19 protein-coding genes and 1 pseudogene are annotated in these 23440 nt (G+C 57.3%); 12 read left to right on the top strand and 8 right to left on the bottom strand.

Annotated features, from left to right (window positions below):
- The 5 genes and pseudogenes from JWR17_RS02870 to JWR17_RS02850 form a co-directional block, all read left to right on the top strand.
- Nucleotides 1-230: pseudogene (locus JWR17_RS02870) on the top strand (5-dehydro-4-deoxyglucarate dehydratase); the annotation flags it as partial.
- Between the two features lie 85 nt (nucleotides 231-315).
- Nucleotides 316-1635: an MFS transporter gene (locus tag JWR17_RS02865; protein WP_299828104.1), complete on the top strand. Its 1320-nt coding sequence runs from the start codon at nucleotides 316-318 to the stop codon at nucleotides 1633-1635.
- Nucleotides 1636-1757: 122 nt separating this feature from the next.
- On the top strand, nucleotides 1758-2477 hold the full coding sequence (locus JWR17_RS02860; protein ID WP_299828102.1) for a fumarylacetoacetate hydrolase family protein: 720 nt from the start codon (nucleotides 1758-1760) through the stop codon (nucleotides 2475-2477).
- Nucleotides 2470-3234, top strand: a complete 765-nt coding sequence (locus JWR17_RS02855) for an SDR family oxidoreductase (protein WP_299828100.1) — start codon at nucleotides 2470-2472, stop codon at nucleotides 3232-3234. The genes JWR17_RS02860 and JWR17_RS02855 overlap by 8 nt, the downstream gene beginning before the upstream one ends.
- Nucleotides 3235-3319: 85 nt before the next feature.
- The gene (locus tag JWR17_RS02850; RefSeq protein WP_299828098.1) at nucleotides 3320-4276 is read left to right on the top strand and encodes a 2-hydroxyacid dehydrogenase; all 957 of its coding nucleotides are present in this window, start codon (nucleotides 3320-3322) and stop codon (nucleotides 4274-4276) included.
- 302 nt (nucleotides 4277-4578) lie between these two features.
- Here the strand turns inward: JWR17_RS02850 and JWR17_RS02845 are convergent, their stop codons facing one another.
- Together JWR17_RS02845 and JWR17_RS02840 are read right to left on the bottom strand one after the other, a co-directional pair.
- Nucleotides 4579-5169 (bottom strand): GNAT family protein, encoded by a 591-nt coding sequence (locus tag JWR17_RS02845; protein WP_299828096.1) that lies wholly within the window; start codon nucleotides 5167-5169, stop codon nucleotides 4579-4581.
- A 60-nt stretch (nucleotides 5170-5229) separates the two neighbouring features.
- Nucleotides 5230-5607, bottom strand: coding sequence for a cupin domain-containing protein (locus JWR17_RS02840; protein ID WP_299828094.1), 378 nt, complete (start codon nucleotides 5605-5607; stop codon nucleotides 5230-5232).
- 108 nt (nucleotides 5608-5715) lie between these two features.
- Between JWR17_RS02840 and JWR17_RS02835 the strand changes: the two genes are divergently transcribed.
- From JWR17_RS02835 to glsB, 3 genes are all read left to right on the top strand, one after another.
- Nucleotides 5716-6609, top strand: a complete 894-nt coding sequence (locus JWR17_RS02835; RefSeq protein ID WP_299828092.1) for a LysR family transcriptional regulator — start codon at nucleotides 5716-5718, stop codon at nucleotides 6607-6609.
- A gap of 36 nt (nucleotides 6610-6645) precedes the next feature.
- Complete coding sequence (locus JWR17_RS02830; protein WP_299828090.1) at nucleotides 6646-9009, top strand: DNA polymerase II; 2364 nt, start codon at nucleotides 6646-6648, stop codon at nucleotides 9007-9009.
- A 203-nt stretch (nucleotides 9010-9212) separates the two neighbouring features.
- Complete coding sequence (glsB, locus tag JWR17_RS02825; RefSeq protein ID WP_299828088.1) at nucleotides 9213-10121, top strand: glutaminase B; 909 nt, start codon at nucleotides 9213-9215, stop codon at nucleotides 10119-10121.
- Here glsB and JWR17_RS02820 read toward each other — a convergent pair.
- Together JWR17_RS02820 and JWR17_RS02815 are read right to left on the bottom strand one after the other, a co-directional pair.
- The gene (locus JWR17_RS02820; RefSeq protein WP_299828086.1) at nucleotides 10118-11314 is read right to left on the bottom strand and encodes a DUF1501 domain-containing protein; all 1197 of its coding nucleotides are present in this window, start codon (nucleotides 11312-11314) and stop codon (nucleotides 10118-10120) included. The two genes, glsB and JWR17_RS02820, sit on opposite strands and share 4 nt — an antisense overlap.
- Before the next feature lie 73 nt (nucleotides 11315-11387).
- Nucleotides 11388-12914, bottom strand: a complete 1527-nt coding sequence (locus tag JWR17_RS02815; RefSeq protein ID WP_299828084.1) for a DUF1800 domain-containing protein — start codon at nucleotides 12912-12914, stop codon at nucleotides 11388-11390.
- A gap of 217 nt (nucleotides 12915-13131) precedes the next feature.
- Between JWR17_RS02815 and JWR17_RS02810 the strand changes: the two genes are divergently transcribed.
- Nucleotides 13132-13464, top strand: coding sequence for a hypothetical protein (locus JWR17_RS02810; protein WP_299828083.1), 333 nt, complete (start codon nucleotides 13132-13134; stop codon nucleotides 13462-13464).
- Nucleotides 13465-13685: 221 nt separating this feature from the next.
- Here the strand turns inward: JWR17_RS02810 and JWR17_RS02805 are convergent, their stop codons facing one another.
- Together JWR17_RS02805 and JWR17_RS02800 are read right to left on the bottom strand one after the other, a co-directional pair.
- The gene (locus JWR17_RS02805; protein WP_299828081.1) at nucleotides 13686-13994 is read right to left on the bottom strand and encodes a hypothetical protein; all 309 of its coding nucleotides are present in this window, start codon (nucleotides 13992-13994) and stop codon (nucleotides 13686-13688) included.
- A 125-nt stretch (nucleotides 13995-14119) separates the two neighbouring features.
- The gene (locus JWR17_RS02800) at nucleotides 14120-14608 is read right to left on the bottom strand and encodes a MarR family transcriptional regulator (protein WP_299828079.1); all 489 of its coding nucleotides are present in this window, start codon (nucleotides 14606-14608) and stop codon (nucleotides 14120-14122) included.
- Between the two features lie 535 nt (nucleotides 14609-15143).
- Between JWR17_RS02800 and JWR17_RS02795 the strand changes: the two genes are divergently transcribed.
- The 3 genes from JWR17_RS02795 to JWR17_RS02785 are packed head-to-tail and all read left to right on the top strand — an operon-like array spanning nucleotide 15144 to nucleotide 21016.
- A complete protein-coding gene (locus tag JWR17_RS02795) occupies nucleotides 15144-18329 on the top strand; it encodes an efflux RND transporter permease subunit (protein ID WP_299828077.1) in 3186 nt (1061 codons plus the stop codon).
- Between the two features lies 1 nt (nucleotide 18330).
- Nucleotides 18331-19542: an efflux RND transporter periplasmic adaptor subunit gene (locus JWR17_RS02790; protein WP_299828075.1), complete on the top strand. Its 1212-nt coding sequence runs from the start codon at nucleotides 18331-18333 to the stop codon at nucleotides 19540-19542.
- On the top strand, nucleotides 19535-21016 hold the full coding sequence (locus tag JWR17_RS02785) for an efflux transporter outer membrane subunit (RefSeq protein WP_299828073.1): 1482 nt from the start codon (nucleotides 19535-19537) through the stop codon (nucleotides 21014-21016). Before JWR17_RS02790 ends, JWR17_RS02785 begins: the two co-directional genes overlap by 8 nt.
- A 320-nt stretch (nucleotides 21017-21336) precedes the next feature.
- Here JWR17_RS02785 and JWR17_RS02780 read toward each other — a convergent pair whose 3' ends face one another.
- Both JWR17_RS02780 and JWR17_RS02775 read right to left on the bottom strand, forming a co-directional pair.
- Nucleotides 21337-21969: a response regulator transcription factor gene (locus JWR17_RS02780; protein WP_299828071.1), complete on the bottom strand. Its 633-nt coding sequence runs from the start codon at nucleotides 21967-21969 to the stop codon at nucleotides 21337-21339.
- Between the two features lie 19 nt (nucleotides 21970-21988).
- The gene (locus JWR17_RS02775; RefSeq protein WP_299828069.1) at nucleotides 21989-23347 is read right to left on the bottom strand and encodes a cache domain-containing protein; all 1359 of its coding nucleotides are present in this window, start codon (nucleotides 23345-23347) and stop codon (nucleotides 21989-21991) included.
- Nucleotides 23348-23440: the final 93 nt, after the last annotated feature.

Here is a 23440-nt window from a genome sequence, read left to right as displayed (position 1 = left end):
ATGCCATTGCCCGTGACGACCACGCCACCGTCGGCAAACTGATCGATGATTTCTTCCTGCCATACCTGGACATTCGTAACCGCAAGTCGGGTTACGCCGTCAGCATCGTTAAAGCTGGCGCGAAGATCGCCGGTTATGACGCTGGCCCGGTCCGCACGCCGCTGACTGACCTCACCGCAGAAGAGTTCGAAATGCTCGCTGCGCTGATGGACAAGCAGGGCGCTCAATAGCGTTTTAACGCCCAAAGTCCGACTCCCTGATACCGCAACACCGTCGTTGTACGTGCTGGTCAATAAAAATAAAGAGGGCGTTTCAATGAGTACAAACACTGCGCAAGCCATACCTGTCGAGGTGTCCACTCGGCTGCCCACTCGGCGACGCTACTTCATGCTGCTGTTGTTGTTGATCGCGACGATCATTAACTACGCCGACCGGGTAAATATTTCGATTGCGGCACCGTTCATGGCCAAGGACCTGGGGCTGGACAAGTTCGAGATGGGTTTGATCTTCTCCGCCTTTGCCTGGACCTATGCGTTTGCGTTAGTTCCAGCGGGGTTTATTTCTGACCGGTTTGGCTCGCGTCTTACCTATGGCGTTTCGTTGATCACCTGGTCGGCTGTTACCGTGGCACAAGGCGTAGCGGGCGGTTTTGCTTCTTTGTTTGCGATGCGGTTGGGCATCGGTGCGCTTGAAGCACCGGCATTTCCGGCCAACACCCGGGCTGTAGCGATCTGGTTCCCAATCCGTGAGCGCGGGTTGGCCAGCAGCATCTATGTCAGCGGCCAATATTTGGGCACTGCATTGTTTACCGGCGGCTTATTGTGGCTGGCGACGACTTACAGTTGGCGCTACATCTTCTTCACCACCGGTATTGTCGGTGTGATTTTCGGTATTGCCTGGCTCTACCTGTATCGCGATCCATTGACCTGTAAAAAAGTCAGCAAAGAAGAACTGAAGTACATCGAAGATGGCGGCGGTCTGGTCAAAAGCAGCCAGGAACGTACCAGGTTCAATTGGCGCCAGGTGGCTGAACTGTTCCGTTACCGTCAAATCTGGGCAATTTGCATCGGCAAGTTCGCCAGTACGTCGGCGTTGTATTTCTTCCTGACCTGGTTCCCGACCTATTTGATCGAAGAACGCCATTTGACCATGATCAAAGTGGGCATTTTTGCCGTGCTACCTTTTATTGGCGCAACAGTTGGCGTGTTGTTGGCAGGCTTGGTTTCGGACCTGTTAATTCGCCGTGGTTACACCATGTCGTTCGCTCGCAAGTTACCCCTGGTGGTTGGCTCGATGCTCGGGATGTCCATCGTATTGGTCAACTTCACTGATTCCAATGAGCTGTGCATCGCCATTCTGACCGTCGCTTTCTTCGCCCAGGGTATTGCGTCGGCTTCGTGGGCAGCGGTATCGGAAATCGCCCCCAAGGAACTGATTGGATTGACCGGTGGGGTCACCAGCCTGGCGGCGAACATCGGCGGGATTGTTACCCCAACTGTGATCGGTGCAATCCTCAGCGTCACTCACTCGTTTTCATTGGCGTTCTACTTCATTGGTGCGGTCGCCTTGATGGGCGCATTGTCCTATTCACTGTTGCTCGGCAAGTTGCATCGCATCGTATTGGTCGCGCGGTAAAACCTGAATCACAAGGCGCGTGTTTTTGTCCAAGTAATACGCAGTTTCGTCCTGATTGTATGCGTCGACGCTGCGTACACTGCTTGTGTGGAACGTTATCAAGTCGTTGAACAAGGATCGGTATGAGCCAGTATGTATTTCCCGAGTTGTCCCAGCCAAGTTTGCCGGTGGAAGGTGATGGCAGACGTTACCCGGTGGCCAGAGTCTTTTGCCTGGGTCGCAATTACTGGTGGCCGGATGCAACCGCTGGTAAAGCGCCGGAACGGGAGCCACCGTTTTTCTTCATGAAGCCATCGCATGCAGTTATCGACGCTCAAGGTGAACTGAACTATCCGCCGTTGACCGAGGAGTTTTGCCCTGAGATCGAGTTAGTTATCGCCATCGGCAAGTCGGGTCAGAATATTTCGGTGGAGGACGCTCTCGAGTATGTGTGGGGCTACGGTGCAGGGTTGGATTTGACTCGTCGCGATCTGCAAATGGCGGCCAAGGAACAGGGCCGGCCGTGGGAAGGTTCCAAGGCATTCGACGGTTCTGCGCCAATCGGCGCCATTGTCCCTGTGAGCAAAATCGGCCACCCGAGCACAGGTGCGGTCTGGCTCAAGGTCAATGGCGTCGACCGTCAACGCTCAGACTTGGCCAATCAAATCTGGTCAGTCGCCGAAGTGGTCAGTCACATTTCCCGTTCGGTCCAGCTTAACCCCGGCGACTTGATCATGACCGGCACTCCACCTGGGGTGGAGGGCATCCAGCGCGGCGACACAGTGACCGCAGGCATTGACGGTATCGGCAACCTGTCGGTAACGATCAAACACTCATTTTTAGAAGGAAATAACAATGTCTAACGCTTCTACCTTAAAAGTCGCGCTGGTAACCGGCGCAGGCAGCGGTATCGGTCGTGCTGTTGCTCAAGCGTTGCTGGCGGACGGTTTCAGCGTGGTCTTGGCCGGTCGCCGCCAGGAACCGCTGGACGAACTGGTGGAGATCGCCCGGGCCGCTGGCCAAAGTGCCATTGCAGTGTCCACCGACGTGCGTGATCCAGCCAGCGTTGATGCGTTGTTCGCCACCATCGAAGAAGTGTACGGCCGACTGGACGTGGCCTTTAACAATGCGGGGATCAATGCACCGGCGATTCCGGTGGACGAACTCGACGTCAATCTGTGGCTGAACGTGATCAACACCAACGTCACCGGCGTGTTCCTGTGTGCTCGCGGCGCGTTCGGTTTGATGAGAAAACAAAGCCCGCAGGGCGGTCGTATCATCAATAACGGCTCCATTTCTGCCCATACACCACGGCCGTTCACTGGACCTTACACCGCCAGCAAACACGCGGTATTGGGTTTGACCAAGTCCCTGGCGCTGGATGGCCGCGAATACAACATCGCTTGCAGCCAGATCGATATCGGCAATGCGCTGACCGACCTCTCGGTACGCATGACCAAAGGCGTGCGCCAGGCCAACGGGCAAACTGCGATTGAACCAATGGTTGACGTTAAGCACATCGCCGATGCCGTGCGCTATATCGCTGCGTTGCCGCTGTCAGCCAACGTACTGAACATGACCGTAATGGCCACCAACATGCCGTTTGTTGGCCGGGGCTAATCAGTCTCGATTGACCCTCCCTGAATGCTGGCGGATTCGCGATCCGCGGCATTGCTGCGCCTCTTATCACCTCATGAGTGTTCCCATGAAGCCCGAAATTCTGCAATTGAGTCCTGTGTTGATCCCATCGATCAACGCCAAGCTGAATGAGCTGTTCACCATTCGGCCGTATTTCCAACAAGCCGACAAAGAAGCTTATTTGCTCGAGCACGCGGCCAATATTCGCGGGGTAATTTCAGGCGGTCACACCGGGATCACCAAGGCCATGATGATGCGCTTACCCGCGCTGGAAGTGGTTGCCGTTAACGGAGTGGGCACTGACGCCGTGGACATGGCCTATGCTCGGGAACGCGGTATTCATGTCACCGCCACTATTGGCGCATTGACCGACGACGTTGCCGACTTGGCGATTGGGTTGCTGATCGCGGTCTGCCGCGGGATCAACACCGGCGACCGTTATGTCCGTGATGGCAAATGGGGCAAGAGTGCGACACCGTTGGTGCCCTTGCCATTGGCACGTCAGTTCAGCGGCATGCGGGTCGGCATTGTCGGTCTGGGCCGGGTAGGGCGCGCAGTGGCCACCCGTGCCGCAGCGTTTAATTGCCAGATCAGCTACACCGATCTGCAAGCGATGGACGATGTGCCTTATGGGTTTTTCAGCACGCTGACGGCGTTGGCCGAGCAGTGCGACGCGCTGATCGTCGCCGCCGCAGCGGATAAAGTGGAAGGAATCATTAATACCGACGTGCTGAACGCGTTGGGCAAGGATGGCTACCTGATCAACGTCGCCCGAGGCAAGCTGGTCAACGAAACTGATCTGGTGGACGCGCTGACCGAAGGCCGAATCGCCGGCGCGGGTCTGGACGTGTTCGTCGACGAGCCCCATGTGCCCGAGGTGTTATGGAGCATGGAAAACGTCGTGCTGCAACCGCACCGCGCCAGCGCAACCGTGGAAACCCGCACTCGCATGGGCGAAATCGTAGTGGTCAGCCTGGAACAAAACTTTCGTGGCGAACGACCGGCTTACAGCCTGACGACTTGATTGATCATCTGTAGCATCAACTGGTTGGCGAGGCGTCTGATGCCGTATTCCGGTGAATCGCTTCGCCAACACGTTGGCTCTAATCAAACAACGCATAACGTATTGACTTAAAAATAATCTGTAGGAGTTGCCGAAGGCTGCGATTCGACCGGGAACCGGTCACCCTCGTTATACCGCTGAAGGTCGTCCCGACCTTATCGCAGCCTTCGGCAGTTCCTACTGGTTTTGTGTCTGCTGCGCGACAGCGCGGCGTCGGAGGCGTGGCGGAACCTCGTACAGATTTGCGTTAATCCAAGATACCTTTAACGACGCATTTTCGCTTCGAGTAACGCCTTCACCGTCGGCCATTCCGAATCGATGATGCTGTACCGTACCGAGTTGCGTTTACGGCCGTCCGGCATGATCCGCTCATGACGAACAATCCCTTCTTGCGTCGCGCCAATTCGCAGTATGGCCGCGCGGGATCTCTCATTCAGTTCATCGGTGGTGAATTGCACCCGCACGCAGTTTATGACTTCAAAAGCGTGGCTCAACAGCAGGTATTTCACCTCGGTATTGATTCCAGAACGCTGCACCGATTGGCTCAGCCACGTGTGGCCAATTTCCAGCTTGCGATTCTTCCGGTCGATTTTCCAGAAGCGTGTACTGCCCACCACTTTGCCGGTTTCCCTTTGAACAATAACGAACGGCATGACTGTACCCGCCTGGCGTCCTTCTAGCGCAATGGCTGCGTACTGCTCGACTGTTTCCGGCCCCGGCACCACCGTGAGCGTCATGTTCCAGAGTTCGCCATCAGCCGCGGCGGCCAACAATTGCGGCGTGTGACTCAATTGCAGCGGCTGAAGTTCGACGGTCGCTCCCGTCAGGTCGGTTTCAAGAGGCAGGGCGTTCATGGCTGGCAAGGCGTCCAAGGTTGTTTATGTCTGTTCAAAGGCCCCCAAGGCTAGCAGCTATCAGGACAGAAGTTGAGCATCGATAGGTACGCTGCGCGAGGTGATCTCGGTGCCGGTGTGCAGGGTGGTGACGGTTTCGATAAGCATCACGCCACACTCTTCTTCGGCGACCGGGTTGTGGCGCACACCACGGGGAACCGTAAAAAACTCACCTGCGTTTATGAGCATTTCAGCGTCTGGCAGCTGAATTTTCAACGCCCCATAGATGACCATGAATGTTTCGTCTTCATCGTCGTGGGCGTGCCACATCAATTCGCCCTTGAGCTTGGCAACCTTGATGTACTGATCGTTGACCCGACCAACAACTTTCGGTGACCAGTACGCAGTCAGCGAACTGAGTGCCTGGGCGATGCTCACGGGCTGGGTAAAAGTGGGCATGGGGTTCGCTCCGTTTGTTCAAGAAGTGTTAAAGGTAAACAAAAAGAGGGTCATGGCCGTAACGAATCTTTATAGTTACCCCATTAATGATGTTAATGGCTGAAACCCATGCGAAACGTCGATCTGGATTTGCTGGAAACATTTATAGCCGTGGCTCAACTGGGCAGTCTCTCGGCTGCGGCCGCGCGGTTGCACGTTACCCAAGGCGGCGTCAGCCAGCGAATCAAACGGCTGGAAAGTTTTTTTGGTTGCCACTTGATCGAGCGCGACGCCAAGGGCAGCACACTTACCGTTCAAGGGCAGACACTGCTGCCGGAAGCGCGGCGGCTGATCAGCGCCAACGAGCGTCTGTTCGAAATGATGAGTGCTTATGTCGCACCGGAGAGAGTCCGCATCGGCGTACCTTTCGACCTGGTCGGCACACATTTTCCGCCGATTCTACGGGCGTTCGTCAAACGCTATCCGGCGGTAGACGTGGCCATGATCTCGGGCGCGTCGTTGGTATTGATGGAAGGCCTGGCGCGGGGCGAGATGGACCTGGTGCTGTGTCAGGCGCCGGTCACCGAGGCGGACAGCGCGGGAGAACGACTGAGCGTCGAGCGGCTGGTGTGGCTTAGCGTCGGCCAGGCTCATGAGATTCGGCCGCTGCCGGTGTGCATGGTAACCGAGCGCTGTATCTTCCGCGAAATGCTGTTCGAGCGGCTGGACCGTGACGCGATTCCTTGGCGAATCGTTTTTGACAACGCCAGCATCGAGGCAACCACGGCCATGGTCCGCACGGAAATGGCGGTGACGGCCTGGCTGAGTTCCACGATTCCCGAAGGGCTGAACATACTCGGCCCGGAGTCGGGGCTGCCGGACTTGGGCGACTTTGCCATTGAACTGCATTTTGCCAAGGGCGAGCCGTCTGCCGCAGCACTGGCGCTGGGCGGGTTGATTCGCGATTACTATGGCGTCGAGCCGCAGCTTGAAAACCGCGCTATCCAACGCGTTGGCACGTAAACTCGCGCCTTGATTCACGTTATTGAGGTTGCAGCGGTGGATGTACAACAGGGGTTTGTCCTGACCCGACATTGGCGCGACACGGCCTCCGGCACGGAAGTCGAATTCTGGCTGGCCACTGACAATGGCCCTAAGCGCATTCGTCTGCCGCATCAACCTTCGGTGGCGTTTATTCCCGCTGAACAGCGTTCCCGTGCTGAGTCGTTGTTGCGCAGTGAGCGTAACATTGAACTGAAACCGCTGGAACTGTGCGACTTTCGCCATCGCCCGGTACTGGGTCTGTATTGCCAGCAGCACCGGCAGTTGATGAACATCGATAAGCAATTGCGCGCATTCGGCGTTGATGTTTATGAAGCGGATATCCGTCCACCCGAGCGCTACATGATGGAACGCTTCATCACCGCACCGGTGGCGTTCGGTGGAACCCTGGACGCTAACGGCATGCTGCTGGATGCCCAGATGAAGCCAGCGCCAGGCTATCGGCCGTCGTTGCGGCTGGTGTCGCTGGACATCGAGACCACGGCTCAGGGCGAGCTGTACTCCATCGCATTGGAAGGCTGCGGTCAGCGTCAGGTCTATATGCTCGGCCCCGCAAACGGCGTAGATGACGACGTCGATTTTCTGTTTGAGTACTGCGATACCCGCGCGCAACTGCTTGAAAAGCTCAACGAGTGGCTGGTCCAACACGACCCTGACGCGATCATCGGCTGGAACCTGGTGCAATTTGATCTTCGGGTATTGCACGAGCACGCTCAACGTTTAAAGGTGCCTTTGCGACTGGGACGTGGCGGCGACGAGATGGGCTGGCGTCAGCACGGCACCCGGAGCAATCATTACTTCGCTTCGGCTGCCGGACGCTTGATCATCGACGGCATTGAAGCGCTGCGCTCGGCGACCTGGAGTTTTCCGTCATTCAGTCTGGAGAACGTCGCGCAGACGTTGCTGGGCGAAGGTAAGGCGATTAATAACGCCTACCAGCGGATGGATGAAATCAACCGCATGTTCGCCGAGGACAAGCCCGCGTTGGCGCGTTACAACCTCAAGGACTGCGAGCTGGTGACGCGAATTTTCGCCAAGACCGAGTTACTCACATTTCTGCTGGAGCGGGCCTCGGTGACGGGTTTGCCCACGGACAGCAGCGGCGGATCGGTCGCCGCCTTCAGCAACCTGTATATGCCGCTGATGCATCGCCAGGGCTTTGTCGCGCCGAATCTGGGTGAGCGGCCACCCGAGGCCAGCCCCGGTGGGTTTGTCATGGATTCGAAGCCAGGGTTGTATGAGTCGGTGCTGGTGCTTGATTACAAGAGCCTGTATCCGTCGATTATCCGCACCTTTCTGATCGACCCCGTGGGCTTGGTTGAAGGCATGCGCCACCCCGGCGACGATGAGTCGGTGCCGGGTTTTCGTGGGGCACGTTTCTCGCGAACCCGGCATTGTCTGCCGTCGATCATTTCCCGAGTATCCCAAGGGCGTGAAGTGGCGAAACTGGAGCGAAACGCGCCGCTGTCCCAAGCGCTGAAAATCATCATGAACGCGTTCTACGGGGTGCTTGGATCTAGCGGCTGCCGTTTTTTCGATCCGCGCCTGGCGTCCTCTATCACGTTGCGTGGACACGAGATCATGCGCAGGACCCGGGAGCTGATCGAGGCCCAAGGGTACGCAGTGATCTATGGCGATACCGACTCGACATTTGTCTGGCTGCGCAGCACGCATACCGAGGACGACGCAGCGCGAATTGGCCGGGCGTTGGTCAAGCAGGTCAACGCGTGGTGGCGCGAGCATCTGCAGCGCGAATTTGGACTGGACAGTGTGCTTGAGCTGCAATTCGAGACCCACTTCCGACGCTTCCTGATGCCAACCCTACGGGGGGCCGAGGAAGGTAGCAAGAAGCGTTACGCCGGCCTGGTCACCCGTGCGGATGGTCAAGATGAAATGGTCTACAAAGGTTTGGAAACCGTGCGCACCGATTGGTCGCCATTGGCGCAACAGTTTCAGCAGGAGCTCTACCAGCGGATCTTCAACCGACAGCCGTATCAGGAGTATGTACGTGATTACGTTCGCAAAACGCTGAAGGGCGACCTCAATGATTTGCTGATCTACCGCAAAAGGCTGCGGCGTAAACTGGATGACTACCAACGCAACGTGCCACCCCATGTGCGCGCGGCGCGAATCGCCGATGAATACAACGACCGGCAGGGCAGGCCGCGGCAGTATCAGAGTGGCGGCTGGATCAGCTATTTAATGACCACCGCTGGCCCCGAACCGTTGGAAACCCAAGCTTCGCCCATCGACTACGACCATTACGTCACCCGCCAACTGCAACCCGTGGCGGACGCGATTTTACCGTTCGTGAACGATGACTTCAGTACATTGATTGGCGGGCAGTTGGGATTGTTTTGAAGCTCGCGATAGCAGCCGGGTGGCGTATCAGGCAAACCGAGTCGCATGCTTCGCGAACGTGTCCGCCCCTTATACATCCGCCGCTGCCTTGGCCACATGGCCCCTGGCCCCGGCGCCAACAATAACTGTGCTTTAACCCGCACAGCTGGCGTCTAGCAAGACGTATCCCTGGAGCGGTTCGGGGAGTAGACGCGAGCCTGAGCATGCAAGCGCTGTTGAACGAAATTCTTGATGAAGTCCGCCCGTTGATCGGTAAGGGCAAAGTGGCCGATTACATCCCGGCGCTGGCGGATGTGCCGCCACAACAGTTGGGTATTGCTGTGTACAGCAATGACGGCGAATTGTTTCATGCGGGAAATGCGCACACACCTTTCTCCGTACAGAGTATCTCCAAGGTCTTTAGCCTGGTGCAGGCCATTCAACATTCCGGTGAAGACATCTGGCAGCGCTTGGGCCACGAGCCGTCCGGGCAGCCGTTCAATTCCCTGGTGCAGTTGGAGTTCGAGCGAGGTCGGCCACGTAACCCGTTTATCAATGCCGGAGCGTTGGTGATCTGCGACATCAACCAATCGCGCTTCGCCGCACCGGCATTGTCCATGCGCGATTTTGTTCGTCGGTTGTCTGGCAACATGGGGGTATTGGTGGATGGGCGGGTGGCGGAATCGGAGTACCAGCATCGCGCGCGCAACGCGGCCATGGCGTATCTGATGCAATCGTTTGGTAATTTTCACAACGAAGTAGAGTCAGTGTTGCGCAGTTATTTCAGCCACTGCGCGCTACGAATGAGCTGCGTTGATTTGGCCCGTGCCTTCTGTTTTCTCGCCAGCGATGGCTTCTGCAAGCACAGCGGCCAACAGGTCCTGACCCCGCGGCAAACCCAACAAGTCAATTCGATCATGGCCACCAGTGGCTTGTACGACGAGGCGGGTAACTTTGCCTACCGGGTCGGGCTGCCAGGGAAAAGTGGCGTCGGCGGCGGCATCGTCGCCGTGGTGCCAGGGCGATTTACCGTGTGCGTCTGGTCGCCGGAATTGAACGCTGCCGGAAATTCCCTGGTTGGCATGGCGGCCCTGGAGTTACTCAGTCAGCGCATCGGCTGGTCGGTGTTTTAAACCAACCCCAGGGCGTTGGGCCGCGCCCCAGGAAACACCGCCTGAAGCTGCGAGTTGGACAGCCCCCAAGTGCGCCCCAGCAGTCCACCGAGTAAATCGCGGTAGTTGTTGAGCACCGGGTAATCGCGGTTTTGCAGCAGCGTCTGTTGATTAACCGCGACTTGCTCGCCGATGATACGCCCGCCACGAACGTTGCCACCCAGTACCCAATACACCGTGCCGTGACCATGATCGGTGCCGCGGTCGCCGTTCTCGCGAAACGTGCGACCGAACTCGGACACCACCACCACCGTGGTGGTGTTCCATTCATCACCCAGCGCTTCGGCATACGCCGCCAGGCCCTGTCCCAGGTTGGCCAGATTATTGGCGAGAGTGCCGCTGGTGCTGCCTTGATTGACGTGGGTGTCCCAGCCGCCCACATCGACAAAACCCAACCGATATTGGTCGCGCATCAAGGCCGCCATGCGTTGGGTTTCGGCGGCAAAATTCTTCGCTGTCGCCGCGCCGCGATTGGCCCGCAGCATTTCTTCTTCAAGGTCTTTCGAGACGTGCTGGCGCAGCTCAAGGCCATCGGACGCAGATGCCTCGAGCGCAGTGCCTTTGTACATTCCGGCGAGTATTGAGGACTGACGATCATCGAACGCCGGTGTCGACACGCCTCGCAATGCCAGATTCGGCACGTTTTTACCGCCCTGGAAACTCAGGGGCAAAGCGTCAGTGAAAGCAATCGGTGCGCTGCCAGGAGAGGCTTGCGCCAGGCGGGCGAGAAAGCCTGAGCCATAGCCGTTGCGGCTCTCGCTGGGTTGCCCGGACTCGATGTTGTCTTGGGTTTCGAAGTGACTGCGGGACAGATCATCGGTGCCGGCAAACGGAACGAAGGCGATTTGCTTGCGTTGCCATAGCGGGTAGATCGAGTCGCGCAACACTGGGTTCAGGCCCCAGTTCGAATCCAGCGCGATGGCACTGTTGGAGTCGCCTTGATCGGGTCTGGCGATGGCCAGGGTTGGCCGAGACTGGTAGTAGAAGTCGCTGTTGTACGGTACCAGCAGAGTGTTGCAGTCATAGCCGCCGCGCAAGAACACGAACAGAAATCGCGGCGCTGAGGCGGGTGCGGCAAATAACTTCCCGGAAAAAGACAGGCTCGGTAAAGCTGCGGCCGCAGCGCTGGCAATCAGGAATTCTCTACGGTTCATCAGGCACCTCATGACGCAATGGAACGTGATGGAGATTCAGCCGGCCTTAGCCTTGCCCCAGCCATCAGCGCCGTTATCGGTTGTTGAAATCGGGCGACGACAACAAATAGGTATTCCACTCCTGTTGCGAAGCAGCCTGGTCCAATGCCCCTCGGGTGGCCGCACTCAAGCCGGGAGCAACCGCATCGTAGAAAAGCCGTGTGGTAATCATGGGGAATCCGATACCTGCTTTTGGACTGCCTTGCGGGGTAAACAATTGGCTATCGCCGCGGCCGATAATGCGGGCTATTTCAAAACGTTTGGACAACTGTCCCGAGCTGGTCCAACCGCTGGAATCCAGAGGCCAACCGTCCGGCGTTACGCGTCCGAACACGGGCTCGCCCATCTGATTCAGCCAGTTGATCATGGGCCTGGCGTTGGCCACGGATTTGCCGTCATACGCCAGCCGTACCGACGAGGCGACAAACTGAATCGGGTCCTTGAACTTCGAACCGGCGCTGTGTTGTAACTCTTTAGACTGAAACAGCGTTCGCATCACCTGAGCGATGTCACCGTCGCTGCGCTGAAAGGTCGCGGCCATGCGCTCGACCAATGCATGGGGTGGTTTGTCGGCGACAAAATATTCGGCCAACCGCTGTGAAATAAATTCTGCGCAGGCTTTCTGGCGAGTGATCAGCTCAACGGCTTGGGTGACTTCATTAAAACCCGAGCCGCGGATGGTTTGGCCGAGCAACACCTTATCGCTGAAATCGTGGCGCTTGGGGTTGAATTCGAACAGGCCCTCGCGCACCACGAATGGCGCCAGCGCCGGGGCAAAGGCTTGTTCATTGCCATCCAGCGGTTCAAGCCCGGAGCCGGTCAATATCAGCGCCAGTTGTTGCACGTCTTGCTGGGTATATCCGGCACCCACCCCAAGCGTATGTAACTCCATCAGTTCGCGGGCGTAATTTTCATTAACTTTACCTTTGGCATTTTGTGCATTGTCCAGATATTCAAGCATCGCCGGACTTTTGAGGGTCGCCATCAGCAAATCTTTGAACTTGCCCAGCGCGTGGGGACGAATCACATGTTCTTCATAGTCCGCCGCCATCCAGCGCACGCGCCCTTTGCCCAGATAAACGCTGAAATGGTTGAGCCAAAAGTCGATCAACTGTTCTTTTAATTGGTTTTGTCCGTATACCGCCCGCAGCAGGACGATCTCCTGCGCTTGTTGGCCGAACTCATTAGCCGCCTGCTGTGCGGCTTTTTTTGCAGCCAGTTTGTCGTCGCCATCGGGCATTGCGTTGAGCTTTTCCTGCTCCTGCCTGCGAGCAATCAAGGACTTATCAAGAGAGGATGTGAGGGCAGGGTAGCTATCCAGCAACGTGGCGATGGCTGGCGGTAATTGCTCAGGAATACGATCAGTCAATTGCGCCTCCAACAGCCCCGCCCGGCCCATGGATCGCAAGCGCGTCACGCTGGCAGCATCGAGGTCGAAGCCGTCGCGTCGCAACCAGGCAATATCGACCGGGTTCAATGCGGCGGCGGCGCTAGCTGAGGCTGGAAAAGGAACACATATCTGTAGGCAGACCAATAGACACACAGCGCGCAAAACAGGCATTGGGAGGTTCCCGAGAAGATATTTGCATGACGTCGACCTGACGATCAGCGGTGTATCGGTACCCATAGTGGCCGCCTGAGGAAAGGCTGGCAAGCAGGCCGTTATGCCCGTAAGACGGGGCTTTCAGCCGAATGTAATGGTCCGGTAAAGCCGCTGTTACCGATGATCAAACTGCTGTACGTTTCAAAGTGTGTCTAAAGTGTGTCCGAGGTAAACTATGTTTTTTCGCTGTGTAGCAGTAATCGCCGTCGTCGCTGTGACCAGCGGTTGCGTCGTGCATGAACGCCGGGTTGTTCACGATCGCCCAGTACAAACCGAGTACGTTGAAGTGGTCGCTCCACAGCCCCCACCAGAGCGTATCGTCGAAGTCGAGCCGGGTCGCCGCGAAGGGTTTATCTGGGCTCACGGTTATTGGCGCTGGGACGGCGCGCGCTACGTTGCCGTTGGCGGACATTGGGAGCCGGTGCGTCCGGGGTATCGTTATGTCCATCCGCACTGGGAGCATCGTCCCGACGGCTGGCATTGGCGTGGTGGTGGTTGGGTTAACTGATCTAAATATTTCCGAACTTGCGTCGTTATGAAACCGACGGGAACCTGTTCGGGAAGCCAGCAGCGCGGTATGTCTGGTTTAGCGCGCTGCCTGCCTCCCCGAATGAATCGGCCCCCCAGAGATTCCGGCATGATCGTGGAGTCGGATCAATACAGAACAGCTGTGGGAGCCAGGCTTTGGCCGGGAAGGGCGAGATCAGGTGCACTTGGCTTAGGGTTTTGTTATTTGATTTCGTTGGTGGTGTCGCCGTCTGCGCCGCTGCCTTTGCCAACACCTGTCGACGGTGATTGGTCTGTGCCGTTGCTGTTGGCGCCTTTGGCACCAGGGACATGAGTGGAGTTCTGGTTTTTTTTGCCCGGTGGATTCAGGGATTTATTTGAATTGGTGGTTCCTTGATCCGCGCCCTTTCCTGTTGTGGAAGGCGTTGGGTCCATCGGATCGCTTGTGCCGTTTGTTGCTGCCATCGCGACCATTGAAGCGGTCGACAGCAAGGTAGCGAAAGCAAGGGTCGTAATCTGTTTCATGGTCATGATTCATCTCCGGGATATTGAGATAGGTACATGACTTGGGTGCTGATTGAGCAGATAAGTGCGCAGGTTGACGACGAATGGCGATGACATCAGGCCACCTCTTCGGGTTGCAGCCTCCGAAAAAATCAATCTTTAGAGAGCTTGAGCATCATGGCTGCAGCAAATGTTTCCGAGGCAACGTAGTCGAGGGTGGAGCGTAATTGGACAGCCTCTTCCGCGCCGTAGACATCGTCAAAGGCGCTACGTATGCGTTTCCATATCTCCTGGGCTTCCTGGTATTTATGCAAGCCGCTTTCAGTCAAATGTACCCGTCGGCAACGGCGATCCGTGGCATCCACGGTCAGTTCGACAAAACCGTCACGCACCAATGGTTTGAGGGTGTGACCCAAGGCTGAGAGGTCCATAACCAACTCCACGGCCAAGCCGCGCATGGTGGGGCCTTGCAGGCGGCAGATTTGTGACAACAGCGAATACTGCGTGCCTTTGAGCCCCGACGGAGCGAATGCGTCGTCATAGATCTGGCCCATCCGCCGCGCTGCACGGCGGATGGCACCATTGGAACAGCCACTGGCGGCAGGGATAGCAGGGTTGAGCAAAACGCTTGTTTTGGTCATCGGACTCTCTGGTTAGCGGTATATGCCTTGATTATGCTCGGCCTTATTCAAAGGGCAAGGCTTTATTCGATCGATAAGCCCGGTGGTTGCACTAGCGCTTTTATCGGAGAAAGGTGCAAAGTAGTCGCTGTTCGTCATACAAACATACGAGTGCTTAAAAATTTGTTGGCATATGCCTCTAATATCGATATTGTGGCGTATGCCACCGCTCGTGGGGGTTTGCTGCAGGAATGACATTAATGAAAATCGAATTCTGGTGGCGTGTCAGTTGGCGTGACGGTCATGAAAAAACCGATGGTTCTGGCTGAAGTTAATGTGTCTGCGGGTACGGGTGACTTCGGTCAACGTTGAAACACCTAGCCCCGAGTTGGTCATGCACCTGTGCGCTCAGTCTGCTGGATAATCGAACGTCCTGTTCGAACCCGGCGGCTCATCGCGGCCTTTCACGTAACCATGGATATGCAGTGGACATACAGCGCCAGCAGTCGGCGTTGACGTGTGCTGGTCTGCTCGGTTCCCAGTTCGGATAACAACAATGCAAGGCCTCGTACGTATAGCTTTAAGCCGGCCGTATACTTTCGTCGTGCTGGCGATATTTATTATGATCATCGGCCCGCTGGCTGCCTTGCGCACGCCAACCGATATTTTCCCTGAAATCCGTATTCCTGTTATTGCTGTTATCTGGCAGTACACCGGTCTGTCCCCAGACCAGATGGCGGGGCGGATCACCTCACCGTTCGAGCGGGTACTGACTACCACGGTCAACGATGTTCGGCACATTGAGGCGCAATCGCTGAATGGCTTTGGCATCATCAAAGTCTATTTTCAGCCCAATGTGAATATCAGTACCGCCAACGCGCAATTGACCTCCGTGTCCCAGTCGATTCTGAAACAGCTGCCGCCCGGCACCACGCCACCGCTGATCTTGAATTACAGCGCCTCGACGGTGCCGATCGTGCAGTTGGCGCTATCTGGTAAAGGCCTTAGCGAGCAGCAACTGGGCGACCTGGGACTGAACACCGTGCGGCTGATGCTGACCACGGTGGCAGGCGCGGCCATGCCGTATCCGTTTGGCGGTAAAAGCCGGCAGGTGCAGATCGACCTTGATTCGGCGGCCATGCAAGCCCGCGGTCTGTCGGGCCAGGATGTGGCCAATGCCCTGGCCACGCAAAACCTCATCACGCCCATCGGTACGGAAAAGATTGGCGGCTACGAATACATGCTGCAATTGAACAACGCGCCGTCGGCGATTGCCGATCTGGAGGACTTGCCGATCAAGACCGCCAACGGCACCACGGTATTGATGCGTGACGTGGCCAGCGTGCGCGATGGCAGCCCACCGCAACAAAACATCGTCCACGTTAACGGTGCCCGCTCGGCATTGATCACCGTGCTGAAAACCGGTTCGGCATCAACCCTCGGGGTTATCGCCGGGATCAGGGAAAAGCTTGAAAGCTCGAAGGCGGCATTGCCTGAAAACCTGAAAATCGATTTTATCAGCGATCAGTCGCTGTTCGTCCGGGCTGCTATCGAGGGGGTAGCACGGGAAGGCGTTATCGCGGCAGCGCTGACCAGTCTGATGATCCTGTTGTTTCTCGGCAGTTGGCGTTCGACAGTGATTATCGCGGTGTCGATCCCGTTGGCGATTTTGTCTTCCATTGCGATGCTTTCTGCGTTGGGCGAGACCCTCAACATCATGACCTTGGGAGGGCTGGCGCTGGCCGTTGGTATCCTTGTTGACGATGCCACGGTGACCATCGAGAACATTAACTGGCACCTTGAACAAGGCAAACAGGTTAAAGAGGCGATTCTCGACGGCGCTGCGCAAATCGTGACCCCGGCGTTCGTTTCGCTGCTGTGTATTTGTATCGTATTCGTGCCCATGTTCTTCCTTGATGGCGTTGCGCGGTTCCTCTTCGTGCCAATGGCCGAAGCGGTGATGTTCGCCATGATCGCCTCGTTCATACTGTCGCGTACCTTGGTACCGACCATGGCCAACTTCCTGCTCAAGCCGCACACCGAGGAGGAGGAGAAAGAGCACCGTAAGCCTTCTTCCAATCCGTTGGTGCGCTTTCAGCGTGGGTTCGAAAGGCAGTTCGAAAAGTTTCGTGACGGCTATCACTCGATGTTGGAATCCGCGTTGCACCACCGCGGGCTGTTTGTCGCCTGCTTCCTTGGTTTTGTCGTGCTGTCGTTCGGCCTGGTGCCTTATCTGGGGCGTAATTTTTTCCCTGAAGTGGACTCCGGCCAGATCCTGATGCATGTTCGGGCCCCCGTCGGGATGCGGGTCGAAACCACCGCTCAGGTTGTTTTCGACGTGGAAAACTCCATTCGACGCATCATTCCTGCCTCTGAACTGAGCACCATGGTGGACAACATCGGCTTGTCGATCAGTGGCATCAACGCCGCCTACAACAACACGGGCACGGTGGGTTCTCAAGACACCGACATTCAAATCAAGCTGAATGACGACCATCGCCCGACGGCCGAGTACATACGTGAAATGCGCGAGCGCTTGCCTCGGGAATTCCCTGGGGTGGTGTTCTCTTATCCACCTGCAGATATTGTCGGCCAGATTCTCAATTTCGGGGCAGCAGCGCCCATCGATGTACAGGTTCAAGGGGTTAACCTTGCGGGTAACTTTGCCTATGCCAACAAGCTGTTGCGCGATGTACGCAATGTGCCGGGCGTGGTGGATGCCCGTCTTCAGCAGTCGCAACAATTGCCCACGTTCAAGGTCAATGTGGACCGGACTCGGGCGCAGTTGGTCGGGATTACCGAGCGTGATATCACCAACAGTCTGGTGGTCAACTTTGCGGGGTCCAGCCAAGTAGCGCCAACCTATTGGCTGAACACCGCCAACGGCGTGTCGTACCCGATCGTGATGCAGACGCCGCAGTACAGTCTCGACAGTTTGGCGGCGTTGCATAACCTGCCGCTCAGCTCATCGGGGCCTGGCGTCGGCGGGCAGATACTGGGTGGTTTGGCGACCATAGAGCGCACCCATAGCAACTCGGTGGTAAGTCAGTCGGACATTCAATCGGTGGTGGAGATTTTTGCCTCGACACAGGGCCGCGACCTTGGCGCCGTAGCCGGTGATATCCAGAAGCTTATTGCTGACAGCGCCGGTGATGTGCCAAAAGGGTCGAGGGTTGTGTTCCAGGGCCAGGTGCAAACCATGAACAGTGCGTTTAACGGGATGATGTTCGGGATTCTCGGCGCAGTGGTATTGATTTACCTATTGATCGTCGTCAACTTCCAGTCCTGGACGGACCCGTTCGTGATCATCACCGCATTGCCGGCAGCACTGGCGGGTATCGTTTGGATGTTGTTCGTGACGCACACCACGCTGTCGGTGCCCGCATTGACCGGGGCCATCATGTGCATGGGGGTGGCGACCGCAAACGCCATCCTGGTGGTCAGTTTCTGTCGAGAAGAGTTGGACAAGCATGGCGACCCGATAAAGGCCGCACTGGAGGCGGGCTTCACGCGCTTCCGTCCCGTATTGATGACCGCGTTGTCGATGATCATTGGTATGGCGCCCATGGCCTTGAGCCTGGGTGAGGGTGGCGAGCAAAATGCGCCATTGGGTCGAGCCGTTATTGGCGGCCTGGCCTTTGCTACCGTCGCAACGTTGTTTCTGGTACCGGTGATTTTCAGCATTCTGCACGCACGCCGCGATCAAGCGTCCATCCCGGCAACCGCCATTCAAGGGTCTTGACATGTCAATCGACACTTCTGCATCAACCAACACATCACCCCCTCGTCGTCGGCGGGGCGGCCTGGTGCGTATCGTCATCGCGCTGATTGTGGTGGCCATAGTGGTGGTAGCCGGGATTTCGATCCGGGCCAACGAATCCAAAGACCTGAAAGTCTGGACCGATACCCAAGCGGTACCCAGCGTTGTGCTGATCACGCCAAACCCAGCGGCCCAGGGCCCTGTGCTGAACTTGCCGGGCAGGCTTGAGGCCTACTCCCGGGCTTCGATTTCGGCGCGGGTGGGCGGTTATTTGAAGTCGTGGAAAGTCGACATTGGCGCTCCGGTCAAGGCCGGGCAGTTACTGGCAGAGATCGATACCCCGGAACTGGATCAACAACTGGTCCAGGCCCGTGCGGTATTGTCTACCGCGCAAGCCAATTCAACCCTGGCGGGCACCACGGCTAAGCGTTGGCAGGCCATGCTCGCGTCCGACTCGGTCTCCCGCCAGGAAGTCGATGAGCGCGTCAGTGACCAAGCGGCCAAGCAGGCCGATGTGGCGGCGGCCAAAGCCAACGTTGAACGACTCATTGCAACCAAGGGTTTCCAGCGTTTGGTCGCGCCATTCGATGGCGTGGTCACCGCACGTAACACCGATGTCGGTCAATTGATCAATGCCGGTGGCGGCACGTCGCAGGAGCTGTTTGCGGTGTCGGATGTAAGCCGTTTGCGGGTGTACGTGCAAGTGCCACAAAGTTTTTCGCCATTGGTGCGTGCCGGTGCGACTGCCAGCCTGACAGTGCCGGAGTACCAGCAAGAGCAATTCACCGCCAAAGTGATCGCCTCTGCCGACTCGGTTAACGCGGCCTCCGGCACCACCCTGGTTCAACTGTTGGTTGAAAACCCGGGCCGGCGCCTGATGCCGGGCAGCTTTACCAACGTGCAGTTCAAGCTTCCGGTGCAAGCCAATGCGTTGCGCTTGCCCTCCAGTGCGCTGGTGTTCGACGATCGCGGTATGCGTGTGGCGACCCTGGGCGAAGGCAATCATGTGTCGTTCAAGACCGTAACCATTGCCCGGGACTTTGGCGACTCGGTGGAAATCGGCTCGGGCCTGTTGCCGACCGATAAAGTCATCAATACACCGCCAGACGGTCTGCTTGACGGTGACCGGGTGCAACTGGCCAAACCCAATGATCCCGCCAAGTCCAACGAAGCAGTGGCCAAAGCTCATGGTTAATACTCGACCGGCTTTTAAAATCAGCGTCCTGCTGACCACATTGATTGGGCTTGGCGCTTGCCATTTGGCCCCTGAGTATCAGACACCTGCGACGCCGATGGCTGCGCAGTACCGTACGGACGGTCCGTGGCGCGCCGCGAAACCTTCCGACCAGTTGAGTCGCGATGGCTGGTGGAAGATATATAACGACCCGCAGCTCAATGATTTGCAGCAGCGGTTGTTGATCAATAACCCGGACCTGGCCGCAGCCCTGGCGCACTATGCCCAGGCCCAAGCCTTTGTTACCCAGGTGCAATCGGGGTTGTTCCCGAGCATTTCAGGCAATGCCAACGGCCAGCGTGATCGTCAGTCCGACACTCGTCCGTTGCGCTCTGCCACCGCAGGGCCAGAGTACAACTCATTTACGCTGGGCGCCGAGGTCGATTACGAAGTCGATTTGTGGGGCCGCGTGCGTGACTCGGTTGCCGCTGGCACCGACGAAGCGCAAGCGGGCAAAGCCGACCTGGCCAATGCACGTCTGAGCCTGCAAACGCAGTTGACCGACAGCTACATTCGACTGCGCGGCCTCGATCAACAGACTCAGTTGCTCAAAGAAAGCACGGACGCTTATGCCAAGGCCGTGAATTTGACCGAAGGCCTGCACGGCGGCGGCATCGTCTCCGGACTGGACGTTTCCCGGGCGAAGACGCAGTTGTCGTCCGCCAAGTCGCAACTGACGCAAAATCTTGCCCAGCGGGCGCTGATGGAACACGCGATTGCCTCACTGGTGGGCGCTTCGGCGTCGGAGTTTCGTGTAGCTCCCAACACCCAGGCGATTGTGCTGCCCGTGGTGCCGACCGGTTTGCCGTCGGCCCTGTTGCAACGGCGGCCGGATATCGCCGCGTCTGAACGGCGGATTGCAGAAGCCAATGCCGGGATCGGTGTAGCCCGTGCGGCGTTCTTCCCCACCATTACCCTCAGTGCGCAGGCAGGTTACCAGAGCGACGAGTACGCCGGTCTGCTTGCCGCACCGAACCTGTTTTGGGCCATCGGACCTTCACTGGTCACAACCTTGTTCGACGCCGGTGCACGGCAAGCGGGGGTTGACATTGCCAAGGCGCAAACCGACGAAGCCGGTGCCCGCTATCGCAGCGTAGTCTTGGGTGCTTTTCAGCAAGTTGAGGACAACCTGGCGTTGATCTCAGGGTTGGGTGATGCGCTAAAAGATCAGCACGACGCAGCCGACGCGGCACAGTATTCGGAAGACTTGGCCCTGGCGCGTTATCGCCAGGGTGCGGTGGGCTATCTGGATGTGGTCGAGGCGCAAACCGTCGCACTTGACTCGCAACGCAGCGTACTGGATTTGCAGACTCGTCAGTTGAGCGCCAATGTGGGTTTGGTCAAGGCACTGGGTGGCGGCTGGGATACCAGCGATCTTGCCAGCGTAGCGGTTGATCCGGCCCATGGGCTGGCTTCCACCACGCAGAGTCATTGATATAAAACGAACTTACGGCACTGCCTGTAGGAGCCAACGGCTAAGTCACTGAATCAGCGCAAATTGAACTGTAGGAGCGAACTTGTTCGCGATGGAGCGCGAAGTGATCCCAATTGCCATACCCGGTTTTAACTGGAAGAGATCTACTCAATGAGTACGACTGCTGCGCAGCCGATCGCGAACAAGTTCGCTCCTACAGATTTTTGTTTGCTGCGCGACATCGCGGCGTCGGAGACGTGGCGGCCCCTTCCACAGGAATTCTGGGTATTACCGGAAATACTGGGGTATCCAGCGTTACGCGATTGGAAGTCCAGGCCTGTTCAGCGAGACAGAAGGCCGTGTTCCATGGCGTATTTGACCAAACCTGCCGGCTTATCGACGTTCAGCTTGCGTCGAATACTCAGCCGGTGGGTTTCCACCGTGCGCACGCTGATCGTCAGTTCGCGAGCGATGGTCTTGTTGTCCAGGCCCTTGGCCAATCCCACCAAAACCTGGCTTTCCCTCGGCGTGAGCTCGGTTTCGTCGGGTTTTTTGCTCGCCAGCTTTAGCGCGACGTCGGCGCTGTAAAACGTTCCGCCTGCGGCAATCGCCTCAATGGCCGCGACGATTTCCCGGGACGGTGCGTTCTTCAACACATAGCCACTGGCGCCGGCGCGGATGGAGGTGGCGATGTACTCCTGATTGTCGTACATGCTCAAGATCAAAACTTTGATCTCGGGGTACTGCACCCGCAGCAAGCGGGTCAATTCCAGCCCATTCATGTCCTTCAGGCCGATATCCACCAGCAGGATATCTGGCGCTACTCGGCCACAAAGTTCAAGGGCTTCGGGTCCATCTTCCGCTTCGCCAACTACGTCAAACGACGGCCTGACAGCCAGCAGCGCGCGTATGCCGTCACGCACTAATGCATGATCATCCACCAGGGCGATACGAATGGGGTATGAAGGACTCATGAATAAGGCTCAGGTTGTGCTAGGTGAATGAACGCGGACGAGTGGGCAGGGTGATAATCAGTTCGCTTTTGCCCGGCACCGAAGCCAGATTGAACTGGCCACTGAAATGGTCAACTCGTTCGCGAATGTTGCGCAAGCCGATCCCCCCTTGTATCGACTCCAGGCGGGTGATCCTGAAGCCCACTCCGTCGTCGCATACCGACAGCCTGACCTGCACCGCGTCCCCTTCAAGGTCAATGTAAACGCTCTTGGCGTGGGCGTGACGTTCGATATTGGTCAACGCTTCTTGAAGGATACGGAATAACGCCACCGGTGCGCCGTCGACGAGTTGGAAGTCGCCAAGATTATTCTGATAGTGCACGGTTAGGCCGCTGCGCAGTTCGAATTCGGTAACCAGTTGGGTAACGGCCGCCGCCAGGCCCAAGGTATCCAGCAGGGAAGGGCGCAGGTCATGGGAAATGCTCCGGACCTCGCCAATCGCGTCGGCCAGACGGTCGATGCCACGGCGCAAAATATCCGGGCCTTTACCGCTGGCGGCTTCCAGCTCAAGGCCCGCCAGTTCGAACTGGAATTTGATCGACACCAGTACCTGACTAATACCGTCGTGCAATTCTCGGGACAGCCGGGAGCGCTCGTCTTCCTGCAAGCTGACGATGCGTTGGGTCAGCCCCTGAAGTTTCTTGTCGGCCAGGCGATGCTCACTGGCGTTCAAGGTCAGGCCCCCGGCGAATACCAACAGCACGGCGATTAGCGCGACGCTGCCAATCGCAAGCATCGTCGAATGAATGCCATGGGCTACTTCTTCGCGGGCTTGTTGGGTGGCGCGCTCGACATCTTCCAGATAAATCCCGGTGCCGAGCATCCAGCCCCAGCGGTCGAGCATCACCACGTAGGCCAGCTTGTCAGTGACTTGCCCGGTCGAGGGTTTTTCCCATGCATAGGGTTGAAACCCATCGCCGCTCTGGGCGCTTTTCAGCAGCGCTTGAATCACCGGCAGCCCGTGAGGGTCGGTCATGTCCCAAAGATCACGACCCACCAAATCGGCTTGCCGAGGGTGCATCAGGCTGCGGCCGTTGTGGTCGTAAACGAAAAAATAACCGTTGATGCCAAAGCTGAGTTTTTGCAGTTCATCCAGCACTTGCTGCTTGGTCTGATTATCATCGCGGCCGCTTTTATACAGCGGCGCTAGAGAACTCATGGCCATTTCTACGTAGTTCTTCAGTTCGGCGCGCTTGCTGGCAAGGATGCTGTCCTCGATCAATTGCGCCTGCTGTTCGCCCAGCCGCTGATTCTGCGAAATGACCAATGCGCTGATGACCAAGACGGCAAGTATCAGCGGCAAAATTCCGAGGGCGACGATCTTGTGTTTGAGCTGCATGACGGGTGAAGTCCGGGTTTTAGACGCTAAGGGTCACATGGTAGCCGCGTACGGCTGAATTTCACCCGCGTAGTACTACGTAGGTGTCCCGGT

Source organism: Pseudomonas sp. (genome assembly GCF_028293835.1).
In the GTDB taxonomy this organism is placed as follows: Bacteria; Pseudomonadota; Gammaproteobacteria; order Pseudomonadales; family Pseudomonadaceae; genus Aquipseudomonas.
Note: the sequence above shows the minus strand (reverse complement) of the source record. Positions and strands in the feature narration are given on the sequence as shown.

Bases quoted from the DNA above. Each gene is read 5' to 3' on its own strand.
- JWR17_RS02835 (WP_299828092.1), top strand. From the start codon at position 5,716: ATGCGAAACGTCGATCTGGATTTGCTGGAAACATTTATAGCCGTGGCT.
- JWR17_RS02855 (WP_299828100.1), top strand. From the start codon at position 2,470: ATGTCTAACGCTTCTACCTTAAAAGTCGCGCTGGTAACCGGCGCAGGC.
- JWR17_RS02800 (WP_299828079.1), bottom strand. From the start codon at position 14,608: ATGACCAAAACAAGCGTTTTGCTCAACCCTGCTATCCCTGCCGCCAGT.
- JWR17_RS02780 (WP_299828071.1), bottom strand. From the start codon at position 21,969: ATGAGTCCTTCATACCCCATTCGTATCGCCCTGGTGGATGATCATGCA.
- JWR17_RS02820 (WP_299828086.1), bottom strand. From the start codon at position 11,314: ATGAACCGTAGAGAATTCCTGATTGCCAGCGCTGCGGCCGCAGCTTTA.
- JWR17_RS02785 (WP_299828073.1), top strand. From the start codon at position 19,535: ATGGTTAATACTCGACCGGCTTTTAAAATCAGCGTCCTGCTGACCACA.
- JWR17_RS02810 (WP_299828083.1), top strand. From the start codon at position 13,132: ATGTTTTTTCGCTGTGTAGCAGTAATCGCCGTCGTCGCTGTGACCAGC.
- JWR17_RS02850 (WP_299828098.1), top strand. From the start codon at position 3,320: ATGAAGCCCGAAATTCTGCAATTGAGTCCTGTGTTGATCCCATCGATC.
- JWR17_RS02860 (WP_299828102.1), top strand. From the start codon at position 1,758: ATGAGCCAGTATGTATTTCCCGAGTTGTCCCAGCCAAGTTTGCCGGTG.
- JWR17_RS02790 (WP_299828075.1), top strand. From the start codon at position 18,331: ATGTCAATCGACACTTCTGCATCAACCAACACATCACCCCCTCGTCGT.
- JWR17_RS02775 (WP_299828069.1), bottom strand. From the start codon at position 23,347: ATGCAGCTCAAACACAAGATCGTCGCCCTCGGAATTTTGCCGCTGATA.
- JWR17_RS02845 (WP_299828096.1), bottom strand. From the start codon at position 5,169: ATGAACGCCCTGCCTCTTGAAACCGACCTGACGGGAGCGACCGTCGAA.
- JWR17_RS02815 (WP_299828084.1), bottom strand. From the start codon at position 12,914: ATGCCTGTTTTGCGCGCTGTGTGTCTATTGGTCTGCCTACAGATATGT.
- JWR17_RS02865 (WP_299828104.1), top strand. From the start codon at position 316: ATGAGTACAAACACTGCGCAAGCCATACCTGTCGAGGTGTCCACTCGG.
- JWR17_RS02805 (WP_299828081.1), bottom strand. From the start codon at position 13,994: ATGACCATGAAACAGATTACGACCCTTGCTTTCGCTACCTTGCTGTCG.
- glsB (WP_299828088.1), top strand. From the start codon at position 9,213: ATGCAAGCGCTGTTGAACGAAATTCTTGATGAAGTCCGCCCGTTGATC.
- JWR17_RS02840 (WP_299828094.1), bottom strand. From the start codon at position 5,607: ATGCCCACTTTTACCCAGCCCGTGAGCATCGCCCAGGCACTCAGTTCG.
- JWR17_RS02795 (WP_299828077.1), top strand. From the start codon at position 15,144: ATGCAAGGCCTCGTACGTATAGCTTTAAGCCGGCCGTATACTTTCGTC.